We start from the raw sequence: 15,193 nt of genomic DNA, 5'->3' as shown, positions 1-15,193 counted from the left end.
CATGGGCAATTTCCGCAAGAACTGCATCGAGAAAAACCTGCTCATCGGCACCTTCGCCGCCATTCCGCATCCCGTCGCCATCGAGGTTACGGCAGCGGCCGGCGTCGATTTCCTCTGCATCGATTGGGAACATTCGCAGATCGGCCGCGAGCGCATCGAGGACCTGATCCGCGCCGCCGATGTCCATCGTGTTCCCGCCATGGTCCGCGTGCCCGGCCATACGCCGGAGTCTATCGCCTCGGCGCTGGATGCAGGCGCGGCGGGCGTTCTCGTGCCGCGCGTGTCAACGGCGGCGCAGGCAAAAGCTGCCGTGCTGGCGACCCGGTATCCGCCGATCGGCGAACGCGGCGTTGGTCCCGGTCGGGCGGCCGCTTACGGCTATCGCATTCCGGATTATCTCGCCAAGGCCAATGCCGAACTCGTGCTTGCCGTTCAGGTGGAGACGGCGGAAGGGCTCGCCAATATTGCGGAGATCGCCGCCGTCGATGGCGTCGACGTCATCTTCATCGGCCCCGGCGACCTCTCCGTCTCGATCGATGCCATGGGTCCTGCAGGGAAAGACAAGCTCAACGCCGCGATCGAAACCATCACGAAAACCGCGCTCGCCGCCGACCGCACGGTCGGCATCTTCCGACCGTCTCCAGACGATATCGGCGCCTGGCTTTCCGCCGGCATTAGCTTCTTCCTACTCGCCAGCGACACCATGTTTCTGGGCGCTGGCATTGCTGATGGGGTTGCCCAGGCACGTCAACAGGGCGCGGCCAAATCATAGAATCGCCACGGCTCTAGAGACCGGCTGCTCGTGAAAAATTGTCGCGGAAAGCAGCAAGGTCGGGCGCGCTGACATCCGAAACCGCCCAGAAGACCAGCCCGCCGCCGGACCATTCGGTGAGGTTATAGCCATCATGCATCGTCGCGCTCTGCACGACCTTTGCGCCCGGCCAGACGAAGAGATTGATGACATGGCCATGGCGGCGGTAGACGAGCGCCGCTACGACCCGGCCATTGATATAATCCACCCGGCCGCCGATCAGCGGAAAACCGTCCGCGGCAAGATCGACCACCGGCGGCGAAAAGTCGATCTTGCCGTTGAACCACGGCTTGACCGTATGCTGGTCGGATGTCTGCACGTCGACGAGATGATTGGCGAGCATCGAGCGCACATGGCTTGCCAGCAACTCGTTCTGAATGGGCACGCTCACCTGCGGATTGCCAAGCACAAGCATGATGGTGGCGGCTAAGGCAGCCAGCGACGGTATGAAGCTCCATTGTCCAAACAACTGCAGGCCGCGCCACCACACATTTTCGCGGCGTGTCCCCGGAGCCTGCGCCTGGCGCCTGGCTTCCTCAAGAGAAATGGCCGTCATAATACGTGCGCGAACCTCATCGGGCGCTTTCCATTTGACACCATCCCGGCCGACGACCCGCTTCATGTCTTTGAGCCCTTCCAAGGCGGCGGTGCATTGCGGGCATGTCGCAAGATGCTGTTCGAATTGTATCGTGTGAACCGCATCGAGTTCATCATCCACGTAGCAATGAAGGATCGATTCCCATTCGGGGCAGCTTTCCGGGGTTTTCTCGCTCATCATGCGGCCTCGCCTTTCTCGCCCAATTGCCATGCCTCGCAGAATTCACGCCTCGCCCTGGCAAGCCGCGACATCACGGTTCCGATCGGCACGTCGGTTATATCGGCGATCTGGCGATAAGACAGATTTTCCAGCTCCCGCAGCACCAGCACTTCCCGCGACAGGTCCGCAAGAGAGCTGATAACTTGCCGGACCCGCTGCGACTCCGACTTGCGGATCAAGGCGGCCTCGGGCGAGTCCTCCTCAGAGGCAACGTCGTGGGCACCGCCGTGTGACAGATCTTCGTCCCCCACATCGTTTGCCGTCATCGGCGTCTCGAAACGAGCCTTGCGCCGGCCTTCGCTCAGCCAGACGTAGTAACAGTTCCGGACGATGGCAAACATCCAGGCCCGAGGCTCGCCGCCCCGGTAGCTCTCGAAATTGCGATAGGCACGCAGGAACGCTTCCTGCACGATGTCCTGCGCCGCATCGGCATCCCGGCTGAGAAAGCGTGCGAAATTATAGGCGGCATCCAGATGCGGAACGATCGTATTCTGAAACCGCAACATCAGATCACGCGATGCCGGCGAAAGACTCCCGACATTTTCGCGGTGCATCGATTGCAGCATCGGACCAACCGCATTGATGGCGACGGCTGGGCGCAATTTCGCGAATGACACCAGGGATTGGCCGACAAAGGCGGCAACGGCATGCATCCGGATTAATACAGAAACGAAACCCGGCGGAGGCCGGTCGCCGAATGCGAAGAAGGCAAAATGGATATCCGTCGTCATGATCCCTGCATTGCTCCAGCGTCGGTTTCGGTCGGGCTAGTCTCTGATGCGAATATTGCTCTTCACTCTCCAGATCGTTTCGGGCGGCATTTTATTCTCGCCGCTCGCAAATATTTTTTGTCGGCGACAATGCCTTGCAGCAGCATGCCCCACTCTGCACCCGCTTATTCCGCCGCACCAGCAGAATTAGATAAATCATATCAAAAGCTTATCAGAAATATTCCGTGAGCCGAGAATAATTCGCCGAGACCGGCGATCTCCTTCGACAGCGGAGGCATTGATTGACCCCTGTCCTCCGCTTCGCGTGGCGATGCCACTCAAAGAGGAGACAAGGCAATGTTCAACATGACGCGCCGCACTGTTTTGAGCTCGGCCGCGGCAGCAGCCGCTTTCGGCCTGTCGGCGAAGCTGGAATTCATCCCATCGCTAGCCAAGGCCGCAACACCGCTTGAACCGGAGGTCGGTTTCTATCGCTACAAGGTCGGGGATGTCGAAGTCACCGCCATTTATGACGGCATATGGCGCAAGCCTCATGATCCCGCCTTCATCAAGAATGCCTCGGTCGAGGATACCAAACAGGCGCTGGCCGCCGCCGGCCAGACCACAGAATTCATGCCCATTCCACTCACCGTCGTCGTCCTGAAGATCGGCGACCGGCTGGTCATGATGGATGCCGGCTCCGGCGTCGGCCAATGGCAGGCTAATGCGACCCATTTGCCCGCCAACATGGCCGCTGCCGGCATCGACTACAAGAACATCGATACGGTGATCATCTCGCATTTCCATCCTGATCATGTCTGGGGCCTGATGGAAAAAGGCACGAATGAACCGGTTTTCGCCCACGCCGAACTCGTTACCAATGCCGACGAATTCAATTGGTGGACTGCGCCCGACCGTGTCGACAAGCTAGCCCCGGGCCGCAAGGACGTCGGAAAACGCATCGGCGCCGTCTTTCCGAAATGGAACAACTGGAAATTGGTCGGCGATGGCGCAGAAGTGGCTCCCGGCGTCCACCTCGTCGCCGCACCCGGCCATACGCCCGGCCATTCCACCTTCCTTGTCGCCTCGGGCAAGGAACAGCTACTCGTCTCCGCCGACGTCATGTACGTGCCGGCGCTGCTCGCTCCCCACCCGGAATGGGAGGGTAGCTACGATCAGGACGGGCCGGCAGCCGTCGTCACGCGCCGCAAGCTGGTCGATCGCGTCATCGCCGACAATATCAAGATCTGCGGCTCGCATTTCCCCTTCCCGGGCTCCGGCACCTTCGTGAAGGACGGCAACGCCTACGGCTTTACCCCGACAACACAGGCCTGAACACTCAAGGAGATCTATCATGTTCAAATACACAATTTTTGGCGCTGCCAGCCTTTGCGCCGCCACCATCCTTCCCGCGGCCATCGCGCTTCCGGCTTTCGCCGTCGACAACATGGAAACCACGGATGCACCTGACCTGACCTCCGTTCGCGCCAAGATCGACGCGAAGGACTATACCGGCGCATTGGCCGAACTCCGCGGCTTGGCCGAGGATCATCAGCAGGCGGACGTCTACAATCTTCTGGGCTTCACGCTCAGAAAGACCGGCGATTTCCAGACGTCGCTGACCTACTACACTAAGGCGCTGGAACTGCAGCCCAATCACAAGGGCGCCCGCGAATATCTCGGCGAACTCTATGTCGAGACCGGCAATATGGACAAAGCAAAAGAACAACTGGCGACGCTGAAGCAGCTTTGCCCAAGCGGCTGCGAAGAGCTCGAGGACCTGCAAAAGGCGATCGACACCAAGACTGTCAACTAACCCCGAGAAAACAGTGCCTGCGAAGCCGAACGATGCCTCGCAGGCCTATTTGGAGGTGATGAGATGGACCATTTGGAAAATGCAAATGTCATACATCCAATGGACATGACGCTGCTGGCCGGACGGCTGTTGATGGCCTGGATATTCCTACATGAGGGCATGGCGTTGGCGCTCAATTTCGACGCCGCTGTCATCGCCATGGCGAAGCTTGGTGTTTTCGAGCTGCTGGTGGTTGCCGTAATCGCGTTGCAGCTTGGCGCGGGCCTTTCGATCGCGCTCGGCTTGCTGACTCGCCTCGGCGCCTTGTCGCTCGGGCTGTTCTGCCTGTCGACAGCGCTGATGTTCCATACGGATTTCGCCAACCACAACGAAATCCTGCATTTCGAAAAGGACCTAGCCATCGCCGGCGGCATGTTCGTTCTGGTCACGACGGGTGCCGGCACACTCTCCGCGGATCGCTTCCTCGAGCGCCGCATCATGGCTTCGGATGACAAGTCCCGCAAACCGCTGCGCCGCGCGGTCGAGAGAGGCATTCTTTGAATGCCTCAGAAATATCCATCGACGTGAAATCCTTGTCGAAAACAGCCTGTCACGAGCTGTTTTCGACATTCTGACAGATTTTTTAAGCTTAAAACTTTTTCCTTGAAATACGTCTCGTTTTGGATAACCATCCCACGATGAAGGGCAAATCCGAGCGCCGTCATTCGCGACGGAACGACCCGTTGACATCAGGATTTCAGGAAAAGTTCTTTGTCTCCTCCGCCATCGCACAGCTTGTCCGAAACCGCACGCAACCGAAGCGCCTTCGAAGGCATTCGCGCCCAGATCCGTGATCTGCGAACCGACAATATCGCCGTGCTTGCCAAGCGCGCTCGCGAGCTCGGCGGTGTTATTCCGCTATGGTTCGGCGAAAGCGACATGGTGACACCAGCCTTCATCCGCGACGCAGCCAAGAAGGCGCTGGACGAGGGCCAGACCTTCTACGTGCCGAACATGCGCGGCCTTCCGGCCCTGAACGAAGCCTTCTGCGACTATCAGACCCAATGGCATGGCCGCCCCATCCCGATCGAGCGCACCACCGTCGCGCCCGGCGGCATGCAGGCGCTCTACATGGCCCTGGAGCTGCTGGTCGATGTCGGCACCAATGTCGTCTATGTCGCGCCGCAATGGCCGAATATCCACAATGCCATCCATCTAATCGGCGGTGAGCCACGCCCGGTGTCGCTCGATTTCGACACAGATTGGCGGCTCGACATCGACAAGCTCTTCGCGCGCTGCGATGCCCGCACCCGCGCCATCTTTCTGTCGACGCCTGCCAATCCAACCGGATGGACGGCAACACGCGAGGAGATGCAGGCGCTGCTCGATTTTAGCCGCCGTACCGGCATCTGGATCATCTCCGATGAAGTCTATGCCCGCCTCTATTTCCACGGAGAGATCGCACCGTCGATCCTTCAGGTGGCCGAAGATGGCGACCGGGTGATTGCCGTCAACAGTTTCTCCAAGGCATGGGCGATGACTGGCTGGCGCATCGGCTGGCTCACGCACCCGTCGGATATCGCCGATCAGCTCGGCGCCATGACGCAGTATGTCAACAGCGGCACATCGGCGATGATCCAGGCGGGCGGCGTCGCGGCGATACGCGAAGGCGAGCCGCTGATCGCCGAAATCCGCGCCAGGATCAAAGCCGGCCTCGATCTCGCCTATGAAAAGCTGCCGCAGATACCTGGCATCATCCTGCCGGAAAAGCCGCGCGGCGGCATGTATGCTTTCTTCGCGCTTGAAGGCGAAGCCGATGCGACGGCAGTCTGCGAGCGCATTCTCGAAACAGCGCGCGTTGGCCTCGCGCCCGGCTATCACTTCGGGGAATCCTCGCGCGCATTCCTGCGCATGTGCACATTCCGTGACACCGAACAGATGCGTGTCGCACTCGATCGCATGGTCGACGCCATGAAATGACGGCCCCGCCCATAGCGGCGGACCGGCAATACCCGCGGGCAGATGGCGCCGGCGGTCATAACCAGAGGGAGACAATCAAATGAATTTTACCCGTCGTAATCTACTGGTCCTGGCGACCGTTGTCGGCATGGCCGGCGGCAGCCACTTCGCCTATGCCGCCGACGTGCTGAATGTCGGCTCCTATCCGAACAACCCGCCATTCGAATACAAGACTGACAGCGGGACCTTCGAGGGCTTCGAGGTCGATATCGTCAACGAAGCCGCCAAGCGCGCCGGCATGACCACCAATATTGCCGACTACGGCTTCCAGGCCCTGTTCGCCGCGACCAGCTCCAAGCGCATCGATGTGGCGATCTCTTCGATCACCATCACGCCGGAACGCCTGAAGTCCCAGTCCTTCACCCAGCCCTATTACGATTCCGACATGGGTATCGCCACCAAGGACGGTAGCGCGATCAAAGGGCTCGCCGATCTCAAGGGCAAGACCATCGGCGTCCTTTCCGGCTCGACCGGCGAGAAGTGGGTGAACGACAACAAGGCCGCCAACGGCTTCGCCGACGTCAAGGGTTACAACGCCCAGCAAGATATGTTCCTCGATCTCGGCGCCGGCCGCATCGATGCCGTCGTCAGCGACATTCCCGGCATGCAATATCTCTTCGTCAAGACCAAGGGCTTTGCCATCAAGGATCGCATCAAGACCGGCGAACAATACGGCCTGATGATGACCAAGGATTCGCCGCTCGTCGCCAAGATCAACGACGCCATCACTGCGATGAAGAAGGACGGTACGCTCGAAAAGATCCACGAAAAGTGGTTTGGCAGCAAGGCGCCCGCCGGCTCCTCCACCGTCACCGAAATGCCTATCCCCAAGGCGTGATCAAAAGATCATTTTCGTTGAAATCTCTACGCCGGCCCTCTCGGCCGGCGTAATTGTGCTAGACCTTCATTCTGTTCGCCTGATGGGAGTGCCAATGTCGCTCGTCGATACTTTCTTCAATTCCGACGTCATGATTTCGGCCTTCCCCCAATTGCTGCGCGGTCTCTGGATGACGCTGGCGCTCGGCGTGGTCAGCATCCTCATCGGCGTTTCCGGCGGGCTCGTCGTCAGCCTGATCCGCCTCTATGCGCCGAAGCCCTTCCGGCTGCTGACGGTCGCGTATATCGACATCATGCGCGCCATGCCGATGCTGGTGGTGCTGATCCTGATCTACTACGCCCTGCCCTTTGTCGGCATCAGCTTCTCGGCCTGGTGGTCTGCGATCCTAGGCTTCTCGATCGTGCTGGCCGCCTATTCCGCAGAAGTCTTCCGTTCCGGCATCGAAAGCGTGCCGCGCGGCCAGTTTGAAGCGGCCGCCGCTCTCGGCATTCCCTTCCTGGTAACGCTCTATAAGGTCGTGCTGCCGCAGGCGATCCGCATCGTCATTCCGCCGACCACCAGCAACTGCGTCTCGATGTTCAAGGATACGTCGCTCGCTTCGACCGTGGCTTTGCCGGAACTCTTGAAGGAGGGACAGAATGCGCAGGGCTTCTATGCCAACCCCTCGCCGCTGATCATGGCCGCGCTGATCTATATCATCCTGCTCTGGCCGATGGTGCGGCTTGTGAGCGTGCTCGAAAAGAGATTCAAGAGCGAGAAGGTGCGGTAGAGCAATTCCAGGAAAAGTGCGTAGCGGTTTTCCGTCCGGAATTGCGAAAGAACAAAGAGATAGAGCGGTTCTGCAATTCCGTGAAAAGCTGAACCGGTAGGCCGTAACAGCCGTCAATCGAAGGCAGCACCGGAAAGGTGATTGTTGACGGACGCCTTCACCCCGCCAATATCCTTCCAGACTTCGGCGATTATGGCGGGATCGACATCGGCCATCATGTCTCGCAACCAGCCCTCATGGGCGGCGGCCATGGCGGTGAACAGCTCCTCGCCCTTCTTCGTCAGCCTGGCGACCGTCACGCGTCGGTCACCGTCGGGCGTCGCACGCAGCACCAGGCCATCCGTTTCCAGCCGCTCGACCAATCCCGTCACATTGCCGTTGGTGACCATCGTACGCTTGGAAAGTTCGCCAAGCCGCAGGCCCTCGCGCTCACGATAGAGCTGGGCCATCAGGTCGAATTGCGGCAAGGTCGCGCCGAACTCGTTGCGAAGGCGGCGGCGGATTTCCTGCGATATCAGCTTTGTGGTCGACAGCATGCGCAGCCAGAGCCGCAGCTCCTGCTTTTTGCCCTCTTGCGTCCCCTGGACGATGATTTCCAGATCGACGGTTTCACTTTCGGACTCAGCCATGATGTCAGCTCAAATCACCACGTTGCAATTTCATATACGAACGGTCTACGGAGCAATATTTCAAATGTCAAAGGTTTACGCGTCAAGCTCGAAGACAGTCATTTCGCCAGCATTTTCCCCAGCATGAAGCCGGAGCCGGCGCCCGTACCCGCGCCCGGCCAGGTAGACGCGCCGCACATATAGAGGGAACCGACAGGCGTCTTATAGCGCGAATAGCCGGCGACCGGGCGAAACAGGAAATTCTGGTCGAGGTGGTGGCTGCCGGAAAGATTATCGCCGCCGATCAGATTGGGATTTTCACGTTCGAGATCGAGGGGCGAAAACACCGACCGGCCCAATATTTTCGTCCGCAAACCCGGCGCATAGCGCTCGATGATGTCGAGCACACGCTCGGCATAGGCGTCCTTCACCTCGTCCCAATTTCCTCCATTGATCTCACCAGCCGCATCGCGACTGAACTCCGCCGGCAGAACACGCACCTGTACCCAGAGCACATGCTGTCCATCCGGCGCACGCGACGGATCGATCGCCGTGGGCTGGCCCACCACCAATGCCGGCTCGACCGGCAAAAGCCCGCCCATTGCCTCGGCATAGACACGCGACATCATCTCCAGATCCGGCGCAATGTGGACATAGGCGAATGTCTTGAGCTCCTTGCCCGCCGTCCAATCCGGCAGGCCGGACAGCGCCAGATGGATCATCATCGTACCGGGTCCGGCGCGGAAGCGGGCAAGCCTGCGATCGAACTCCTGGCGCGAAGCATCCTGATCGAGAAGCTTTCCGAACAGGATCTGCGGATGGACATTGGCGATGACAGCGCGCTTGGCTTCATAACGGCGCCCATCGGCAAGCACGACACCAGTCGCCTTGCCGCCGCTGGTGACGATCTTGTCGACGCGCGTGCCTAACATCAGCTCGCCACCTTTGGCCTTGAGCACGCCGACCATCGCCTTGACAATCGTATCTGCACCCCCTTTGCCGATCACCATGCCGAATGCCTGGTTGGCCATCGATTCAAGATAGGGAAAAAGTGCACCGCCGGCGACATCGGGAGCGAAATCGAGATGCAGCCCCCAGGCGGCCATCATCGTCTTGAGCTCGGCATTCTGGAATCGCGCATCGAGAAAATCGCGCGGCGAGGCAAACAGCATCCGCGCGGTCTCATAGAGCCAGCCGGCCCCCTTTGCCCGCCACGCCTTCCAGACGACTCCTGCCGCAGCCGCCGACGGCATCGGTGCGCCTAGCAGGCCGAAAATATGGGGCGCATCCGAACCGAATTCCGACAGCATGGCCCGCCAGGCAGCAGCATCCTGCGGCGAAATATCGGCGATCGCACCCGTGGTCTTTTCCAGATCGGTGCTGACACCGAGATAGGTGCCGTCGCGGAAGACGCTGGCAAAACAATCGGCCGCCGGCACAAAGCCGAGACCCTCGGCGATCAACTCGTTCTTGTACTGCGCGAAAAAGGCGGAGCCGGCGAACATCGAGAGATTCATGGCGCAGAGGTCATGCCGAAAGCCCGGCAGCGTCACCTCGCGGGTTTTCACGGCACCGCCCGGCTCGGCATTGCCCTCGATGACGGCGACCTTCCAGCCTTTCGCCGCCAGATGCACCGCCGCCGCCAAGCCATTATGACCGGCACCCACAATGATCGCATCATAGCTCATTGATTTGATCCCTCTTATGTCGTGATTATTATTGGCATATGCATACATTTTGAGCTTTAAGCTTCAAGTACCGGCGACGGAAAATTGCCGTGAACGACCACAACCAAATGTCGTTTCCGCAGGAAAATAGCGCATAAATAGCCTTTATTTTCCGGCGATTGCGTGCGTTGCAGATGACGGCTCACCTATGCCGTTTTTGGTCCCTGAGCCACCGGCGGAATGCTTGCAATATCATATATTGTAACATAGGCTCGCCATCATCCAGCCGCCGCTGGACGGCCTTTGCGATGTGAGGAACGCGGTCGCGCTCTCGGCGGCAACGGCTTTCGAGCTTGGTCCTGAACCGAAGGCTCCAGCAGGGTTTTCGGAACAAGACCATACCAAACCAAGGGGAACCCAACATGACCACCAATACTCTTGCCAGCTTAGCCACGGCCCTTGTTTCGGGCTCTATCAAGGTCGTCGATCTGACCGCGCCGCTCGGCCCCGAAACGCCGGTGCTTTACCTGCCGCCGCAGTTCGGCAAGAACACGCCGTCGGTCAAAGTACACAAGATTTCCGAATATAATCAGGACGGTCCGTTCTGGGCCTGGAACTGGCTGGAACTCGGCGAACACACCGGCACGCATTTCGACGCGCCCTGCCACTGGATCACCGGCAAGGACAATCCGAACAATACGACCGACACCATCCCGCCGCAGAACTTCGTCGCTCCAGTCAACGTCATCGACCGTTCGAAGGAAGCCGCGGCCAATCCGGACTATCTGCTGACGGTCGACAGCATCAAGGAATGGGAAGCCGAGCATGGCGCTATCGAAGCCGGCACCTGGGTGGTCCTGCGCACCGATTGGTACAAGCGCAACGGCTCAACCGAAGCCTTTCTCAATGCCGATGAAAACGGCCCGCATTCGCCGGGCCCGACCGCCGAGGCGATCGAATATCTACTGACGAAGGGCATCATCGGCTGGGGTTCGGAAACGATAGGCACCGACGCCGGCTCCGCGGGCGGCATGAACCCGCCTTTCCCGGCCCATAACCTGATGCACAAGAACAATCGCTACGGCCTCGCCAGCCTCTCCAACCTCGATCAGCTTCCGCCCAAGGGCGCCGTGCTGATCGCCGCACCGCTGAAATTCGTCAAGGGCACGGGCTCTCCGGTGCGCGCGCTGGCCTTGATAGCCTGATGGACTGGGAGGGTCGAAGCGTGGGGATGCTTTGACCCTCTTCTTCGAAACTCCTCTTTGCCTGGGGCGGCGGCATGAGCGACCATGACTACATTATCGTCGGCAGCGGCATCAACGCGCTGGTCGCGGCCGCCATACTCGGCAAGAAGGGACGCAAGGTGCTCGTCTTCGAGCGCAACGATCGCATCGGCGGTTGCCTGCGTAGCGAGGAAATCACCGAACCGGGCTTCATCCATGATGTCATGGCAACGACGATGGTGCTGTTCCTGACGTCGCCGGCCTATGGCGCCATCGGAAAGGATCTGGAGGCCCGCGGCCTCGAATTCGCCCACGCCGATCTGCCCACCGGCGTGCTGAGGCCGGATGGTTCGCACGTCATCTTCTCGAAGGACCGACGCCGCAACATCGCCACCTTCGACGAGCTGTCGCTCGGCGATGGCCAGACTTTCTTGCGCGAGATGGATGCGCTTGCCGCCGACGCTCCCTTCCTGTTTGCGCTGCTCGGTGGAGCACTTTGGTCAGGCTCCACGTTAAGGACTGTCGTAAAACAAGGCTGGGGCCGCGGTTTGCGCAAACTCGCCGCCTGGTTCGGCAACGCCCTGATGCCGGCCCGCAGCTATCTGGAAACCACCTATCGCTCGGAAGATATTCATGCGCTCTGGGCGCCCTGGGTGCTGCATTGCGGCCTCGGGCCGGAAAGCGCCTATTCGGCCGAGATGCTGAAGGTCATCGGCTTTGCCATAGAGCTGGCGGGCGCTCCCGTCGTCAAAGGCGGCGCGGGCGCGCTGCTGACAGCCTTCGAACGGCTGATCAAGGACAATGGCGGGGAGATCCGTACGGGTGCCGATGTCGAAAGTGTCACCCCCGGCCCGGGTGGGCGCGCCGGCGGCGTCAAACTTGCCGGTGGCGAAACCCTGAACGCCAATGCCGGCGTCATCTGCTCCGTGACACCAAACCAGCTCTACGAGCGGCTGATAAAGGACTGGCCGTCGCCCCTCCCTCCGGACGTCAAAACCAGCGTTGCCCGCTATCGTTACGGCAAAGGCAATATGCAGATACACTACGCCCTATCCGAACCGCCACGCTGGAAGGCTGATGCCGAGCTTGGCAAGGTCGCGCTTCTTCATTTAACGCCCGGTCTCGACGGCGTTTCGCGCGCCGCCAACGAATGCGAACGCGGGCTGCTGCCGGCTGAACCGACCGTCTGCATCGGCCAGCCTACCTCCTTCGACCCCAGCCGTGCGCCTGAGGGTAAATCGATCCTCTGGTTGCAGCTTCCCGAAGCGCCGCGGCATATCAAGGGCGATGCGGCGGGCGAGATCGAGATACCGGCGGGCGGCCACTGGACGGAAAAGGTGCGCGAGCGCTATGCCGATCGCATCGAGTCGCTGCTCGAAAGCCATATCGAGAATTTCTCCGGCATAAAGCTCGCCCGGCGCTCCTATTCACCCGCCGATCTCGAAGCCATGAACATGAATCTCGTTGGCGGCGACCCCTATGGCGGCTACTGCGGCATCGACCAGTTTTTCCTCTGGCGTCCCTTCAAGTCGTCTGTTAACCACCGCACCCACGTAGCAGGTCTATACCACATTGGTGCTTCGACGCATCCCGGCCCGGGTCTTGGCGGCGGCTCGGGTTTCCTGCTCGCGTCATCATTAAAGTAACAGGATTCCACAGGGAGATATCGTCTAATGGAGGAGCGGTTTTCAGGCACCGTTTTGCGGCGTAGCCAAGAGAATACCGAGAAGCGTCCGACCATGGGCGAAATAGGGCTCAATCATTTCGCTCCCTATCTGATGAACCGGCTGATGGCCCGCTGGAACATCAACATGTCGGAAGAGCTGCGCGAATACGACATGACGACCGCAAAAATGCGGGCGCTCGCCGTTCTCAGCGTCTCTTCCTCGGTCACCATCAACGAACTCTCCGTCTTTGCCGTTACCGAACAATCGACAATGAGCCGCACGCTGGACTCCCTGGAGCAACAGGGCTTCATTCGCCGCCAGCCCCGCACCGAGGACATGCGCATCCGTGACGTCTCCATCACCGAAGAAGGCCGCGCCGCCTTCGAAAAGGTCTGGCCGACCATGTACGATCTGTTTCTGCAGATGTTCGATGGCGTGGAGGAAACGGAATACCGGGCGTTCATCTCGACGCTGCACAAGGTACTGCACAATATCCGCAAGCATGAGATTTGAGGCAAGGCAGGGGTGACGCCTGTGGCCGCCCCGTCCTTCGAGGCATCTTTCCGCTACACGTTAAGATGCACCTCAGGATGAGGCGGAGCGAAATTCGCAATTGGCGCGAAGGCTAGCCCTCATGGTGAGGTGCGGAGGACCGAAGGCTCGGAGCCTCGACACGAGGGCGGGTGGCTGAAACACACCTATCACAGCGTCGCCACCGTCTTCAGCGCACCGTCCAACGCAATCCCCTTCTCGTCCATCAGCGCCGCCTGTCTCAGCCGACGCATCCACGCAGCTCCGTCGTCACGATCGCGCAGCATCGATAGCGCCGACATCACGCGATCGAATTTCGACAGACCGCGCGCATGCGTGTCCGAATAGCCCTTTACCAGACGGCGATTGTTCAGCACTTCGACCGCGAGATCATAGTTGGTGCCGAGGAGATTGGTGGCAACGGAAAGCCAGGCCTCCCGATGCTCGACTTCGCGCGCATGCCGAAGCGTACCTCGACGCGTGCGGCGCAGCGCTGAAACGACATAAAGTCCGAGGAACCAAAACAGCGTGCCCGTCTGCACACGGCGGCCCTTGTTGACGATGCGATCGAGACGACCGAAAAGCTTGGGCCGGCTCTCGATCCAGAGGCCGAGACGTTTCGGCAGGGTGCCGCAGACCTCTTCCATGCGCGGATGCATATATTCGGTCATATAGACGATCTGGTCGTCCTTGGCGCCCACTTCCTTGCGCACGCGATCGAAGCGCGAAGCGCGCACCTTCAAATCGGCGACGCGGATGACATCGTCATAGGCCATGGCGACCGCGGTGTATTTCGCCGCCTGCACCGTGAAAGCGAAACCCTTCGCCTCACCGCCGGCTTTACGATCGAACGCGTAGAGCGCTGCGACCCGGGTCAGATATTCATCGGCATAGGCCGGGTCCTGATAGTCTGTGAGTTTCTTGATGCCGGCAAACAACAGCGGCCAGGCTTCCTCCGGAAACTCGGAACGGATGCGATGCACCAGACCGTCGAGCGCCGGGTGACCGGCCGTTTCCGGCAAGGCATCGAAATGCTTTGTTGGCGTCGCGGAAACAGCATCGCGCGGCTTGTCCTTGGCGCGATCGAAAGCGGCGTTGAAGGCCTTCAGGCTGGGTTCGATACCTTTGCCCCCGGCGCGGATCATCGCCTCGAAAGCCTGCTTGGCGAAAGGCAATGCTCCGGAAGCTGCGAGTGCACCGAACATCGAGGCGGAAATCACGCTGCCGTTCTTAACCGCCAGCGTCTCCATATCGAAGGCGATAGTGCGCTTGGCAGCAAAATCCGTGGCGTCGACTACCACTTCCGGATTGCCGATGCCATCGCCCGGCTTTTCCTTTTCGCCGACGGCGAAGGAACGATGCGTCGAGGCGATCAGCACGGTCTTGTCGGGCGTGACGAGACCCCGCAGCACGGACCGGCCGGCTTCCATCAGCTCGGCAGCCATAACGACATCGACATCGCCCGGCGTCGGCATCAGCGAAAAGATCGGCGCGTGACCATCGCGGGCCGGCAACATCTCGATATAGTAGATCGTCGCGCCCGTGCGCTGCGCCACGCCGGGAACGGAGGTGGTCTGCGCCATCCAGCCTTCGGCTTCGGCAAGCCCGACGATCCAGTCGGCCAAGACCCCGCCGCCCTGCCCGCCCATGGCAAGGACGGCCAGCGACAGCGGCTTGTCGGTCGACAGACGTTGGGTGCCTATGTCGGTCATGCTGACATGCTCGTTCATATCGATCC

16 protein-coding genes are annotated in these 15,193 nt (G+C 60.2%); 11 read left to right on the top strand and 5 right to left on the bottom strand.

All coding sequences use genetic code 11. The annotated features are described in order from the left end of the window. The first annotated feature begins 1 nt into the window (after position 1). Positions 2–772, top strand: coding sequence for an HpcH/HpaI aldolase family protein (locus tag PH547_RS05495; protein ID WP_104824071.1), 771 nt, complete (start codon positions 2–4; stop codon positions 770–772). 13 nt (positions 773–785) lie between these two features. Here the strand turns inward: PH547_RS05495 and PH547_RS05490 are convergent, their stop codons facing one another. Continuing rightward, positions 786–1,586 (bottom strand): anti-sigma factor family protein, encoded by an 801-nt coding sequence (locus PH547_RS05490; RefSeq protein ID WP_285167746.1) that lies wholly within the window; start codon positions 1,584–1,586, stop codon positions 786–788. Continuing rightward, entirely contained in the window at positions 1,586–2,281 is a 696-nt protein-coding gene (locus tag PH547_RS05485) for a sigma-70 family RNA polymerase sigma factor (protein ID WP_285167891.1), read from the bottom strand. The genes PH547_RS05490 and PH547_RS05485 overlap by 1 nt, the downstream gene beginning before the upstream one ends. A 60-nt stretch (positions 2,282–2,341) precedes the next feature. On the opposite strand from PH547_RS05485, the gene PH547_RS05480 reads away from it, so the two are divergent. From PH547_RS05480 to PH547_RS05450, 7 genes are all read left to right on the top strand, one after another. Further along, entirely contained in the window at positions 2,342–2,587 is a 246-nt protein-coding gene (locus tag PH547_RS05480; RefSeq protein ID WP_285167745.1) for a hypothetical protein, read from the top strand. Positions 2,588–2,695: 108 nt separating this feature from the next. After that, on the top strand, positions 2,696–3,673 hold the full coding sequence (locus PH547_RS05475; protein ID WP_285167744.1) for an MBL fold metallo-hydrolase: 978 nt from the start codon (positions 2,696–2,698) through the stop codon (positions 3,671–3,673). Positions 3,674–3,692: 19 nt separating this feature from the next. Next, positions 3,693–4,154 carry a tetratricopeptide repeat protein gene (locus PH547_RS05470; RefSeq protein WP_285167743.1) on the top strand — a complete coding sequence of 154 codons (462 nt, stop codon included), beginning with the start codon at positions 3,693–3,695 and terminating at the stop codon, positions 4,152–4,154. 63 nt (positions 4,155–4,217) lie between these two features. Beyond that, positions 4,218–4,694 carry a DoxX family protein gene (locus PH547_RS05465; protein ID WP_104824074.1) on the top strand — a complete coding sequence of 159 codons (477 nt, stop codon included), beginning with the start codon at positions 4,218–4,220 and terminating at the stop codon, positions 4,692–4,694. Between the two features lie 210 nt (positions 4,695–4,904). After that, on the top strand, positions 4,905–6,113 hold the full coding sequence (locus tag PH547_RS05460) for a pyridoxal phosphate-dependent aminotransferase (RefSeq protein ID WP_285167742.1): 1,209 nt from the start codon (positions 4,905–4,907) through the stop codon (positions 6,111–6,113). A gap of 79 nt (positions 6,114–6,192) precedes the next feature. Beyond that, positions 6,193–6,990 (top strand): ABC transporter substrate-binding protein, encoded by a 798-nt coding sequence (locus PH547_RS05455; protein ID WP_285167741.1) that lies wholly within the window; start codon positions 6,193–6,195, stop codon positions 6,988–6,990. Between the two features lie 94 nt (positions 6,991–7,084). Beyond that, positions 7,085–7,759 (top strand): amino acid ABC transporter permease, encoded by a 675-nt coding sequence (locus PH547_RS05450; protein WP_285167740.1) that lies wholly within the window; start codon positions 7,085–7,087, stop codon positions 7,757–7,759. A 113-nt stretch (positions 7,760–7,872) separates the two neighbouring features. Here the strand turns inward: PH547_RS05450 and PH547_RS05445 are convergent, their stop codons facing one another. Beyond that, entirely contained in the window at positions 7,873–8,388 is a 516-nt protein-coding gene (locus tag PH547_RS05445; protein WP_104824078.1) for a MarR family winged helix-turn-helix transcriptional regulator, read from the bottom strand. 98 nt (positions 8,389–8,486) lie between these two features. Further along, positions 8,487–10,055, bottom strand: a complete 1,569-nt coding sequence (locus PH547_RS05440) for a phytoene desaturase family protein (RefSeq protein WP_285167739.1) — start codon at positions 10,053–10,055, stop codon at positions 8,487–8,489. Positions 10,056–10,456: 401 nt separating this feature from the next. Here PH547_RS05440 and PH547_RS05435 point away from each other — a divergent pair, with 401 nt between their 5' ends. The 3 genes from PH547_RS05435 (at position 10,457) to PH547_RS05425 (ending at position 13,437) form a co-directional block, all read left to right on the top strand. Beyond that, positions 10,457–11,239: a cyclase family protein gene (locus tag PH547_RS05435; RefSeq protein ID WP_104824080.1), complete on the top strand. Its 783-nt coding sequence runs from the start codon at positions 10,457–10,459 to the stop codon at positions 11,237–11,239. Between the two features lie 74 nt (positions 11,240–11,313). Continuing rightward, on the top strand, positions 11,314–12,903 hold the full coding sequence (locus tag PH547_RS05430; protein ID WP_285167738.1) for a phytoene desaturase family protein: 1,590 nt from the start codon (positions 11,314–11,316) through the stop codon (positions 12,901–12,903). Positions 12,904–12,930: 27 nt separating this feature from the next. Then, on the top strand, positions 12,931–13,437 hold the full coding sequence (locus tag PH547_RS05425; protein WP_285167737.1) for a MarR family winged helix-turn-helix transcriptional regulator: 507 nt from the start codon (positions 12,931–12,933) through the stop codon (positions 13,435–13,437). A gap of 188 nt (positions 13,438–13,625) precedes the next feature. Here PH547_RS05425 and PH547_RS05420 read toward each other — a convergent pair whose 3' ends face one another. Beyond that, positions 13,626–15,185 carry an indolepyruvate oxidoreductase subunit beta family protein gene (locus PH547_RS05420; protein ID WP_104824083.1) on the bottom strand — a complete coding sequence of 520 codons (1,560 nt, stop codon included), beginning with the start codon at positions 15,183–15,185 and terminating at the stop codon, positions 13,626–13,628. Between the last annotated feature and the right edge of the window lie 8 nt (positions 15,186–15,193).

It is taken from the genome of Rhizobium cerradonense (assembly GCF_030182455.1).
Classification (GTDB): Bacteria; Pseudomonadota; Alphaproteobacteria; order Rhizobiales; family Rhizobiaceae; genus Rhizobium.
Note: the sequence above shows the minus strand (reverse complement) of the source record. Positions and strands in the feature narration are given on the sequence as shown.

Coding starts and splice junctions, on each gene's coding strand:
- PH547_RS05495 (WP_104824071.1), top strand. CDS start 2: ATGGGCAATTTCCGCAAGAACTGCATCGAGAAAAACCTGCTCATCGGC.
- PH547_RS05490 (WP_285167746.1), bottom strand. CDS start 1,586: ATGAGCGAGAAAACCCCGGAAAGCTGCCCCGAATGGGAATCGATCCTT.
- PH547_RS05485 (WP_285167891.1), bottom strand. CDS start 2,281: ATGCATGCCGTTGCCGCCTTTGTCGGCCAATCCCTGGTGTCATTCGCG.
- PH547_RS05480 (WP_285167745.1), top strand. CDS start 2,342: ATGGATATCCGTCGTCATGATCCCTGCATTGCTCCAGCGTCGGTTTCG.
- PH547_RS05475 (WP_285167744.1), top strand. CDS start 2,696: ATGTTCAACATGACGCGCCGCACTGTTTTGAGCTCGGCCGCGGCAGCA.
- PH547_RS05470 (WP_285167743.1), top strand. CDS start 3,693: ATGTTCAAATACACAATTTTTGGCGCTGCCAGCCTTTGCGCCGCCACC.
- PH547_RS05465 (WP_104824074.1), top strand. CDS start 4,218: ATGGACCATTTGGAAAATGCAAATGTCATACATCCAATGGACATGACG.
- PH547_RS05455 (WP_285167741.1), top strand. CDS start 6,193: ATGAATTTTACCCGTCGTAATCTACTGGTCCTGGCGACCGTTGTCGGC.
- PH547_RS05450 (WP_285167740.1), top strand. CDS start 7,085: ATGTCGCTCGTCGATACTTTCTTCAATTCCGACGTCATGATTTCGGCC.
- PH547_RS05445 (WP_104824078.1), bottom strand. CDS start 8,388: ATGGCTGAGTCCGAAAGTGAAACCGTCGATCTGGAAATCATCGTCCAG.
- PH547_RS05440 (WP_285167739.1), bottom strand. CDS start 10,055: ATGAGCTATGATGCGATCATTGTGGGTGCCGGTCATAATGGCTTGGCG.
- PH547_RS05435 (WP_104824080.1), top strand. CDS start 10,457: ATGACCACCAATACTCTTGCCAGCTTAGCCACGGCCCTTGTTTCGGGC.
- PH547_RS05430 (WP_285167738.1), top strand. CDS start 11,314: ATGAGCGACCATGACTACATTATCGTCGGCAGCGGCATCAACGCGCTG.
- PH547_RS05425 (WP_285167737.1), top strand. CDS start 12,931: ATGGAGGAGCGGTTTTCAGGCACCGTTTTGCGGCGTAGCCAAGAGAAT.
- PH547_RS05420 (WP_104824083.1), bottom strand. CDS start 15,185: ATGAACGAGCATGTCAGCATGACCGACATAGGCACCCAACGTCTGTCG.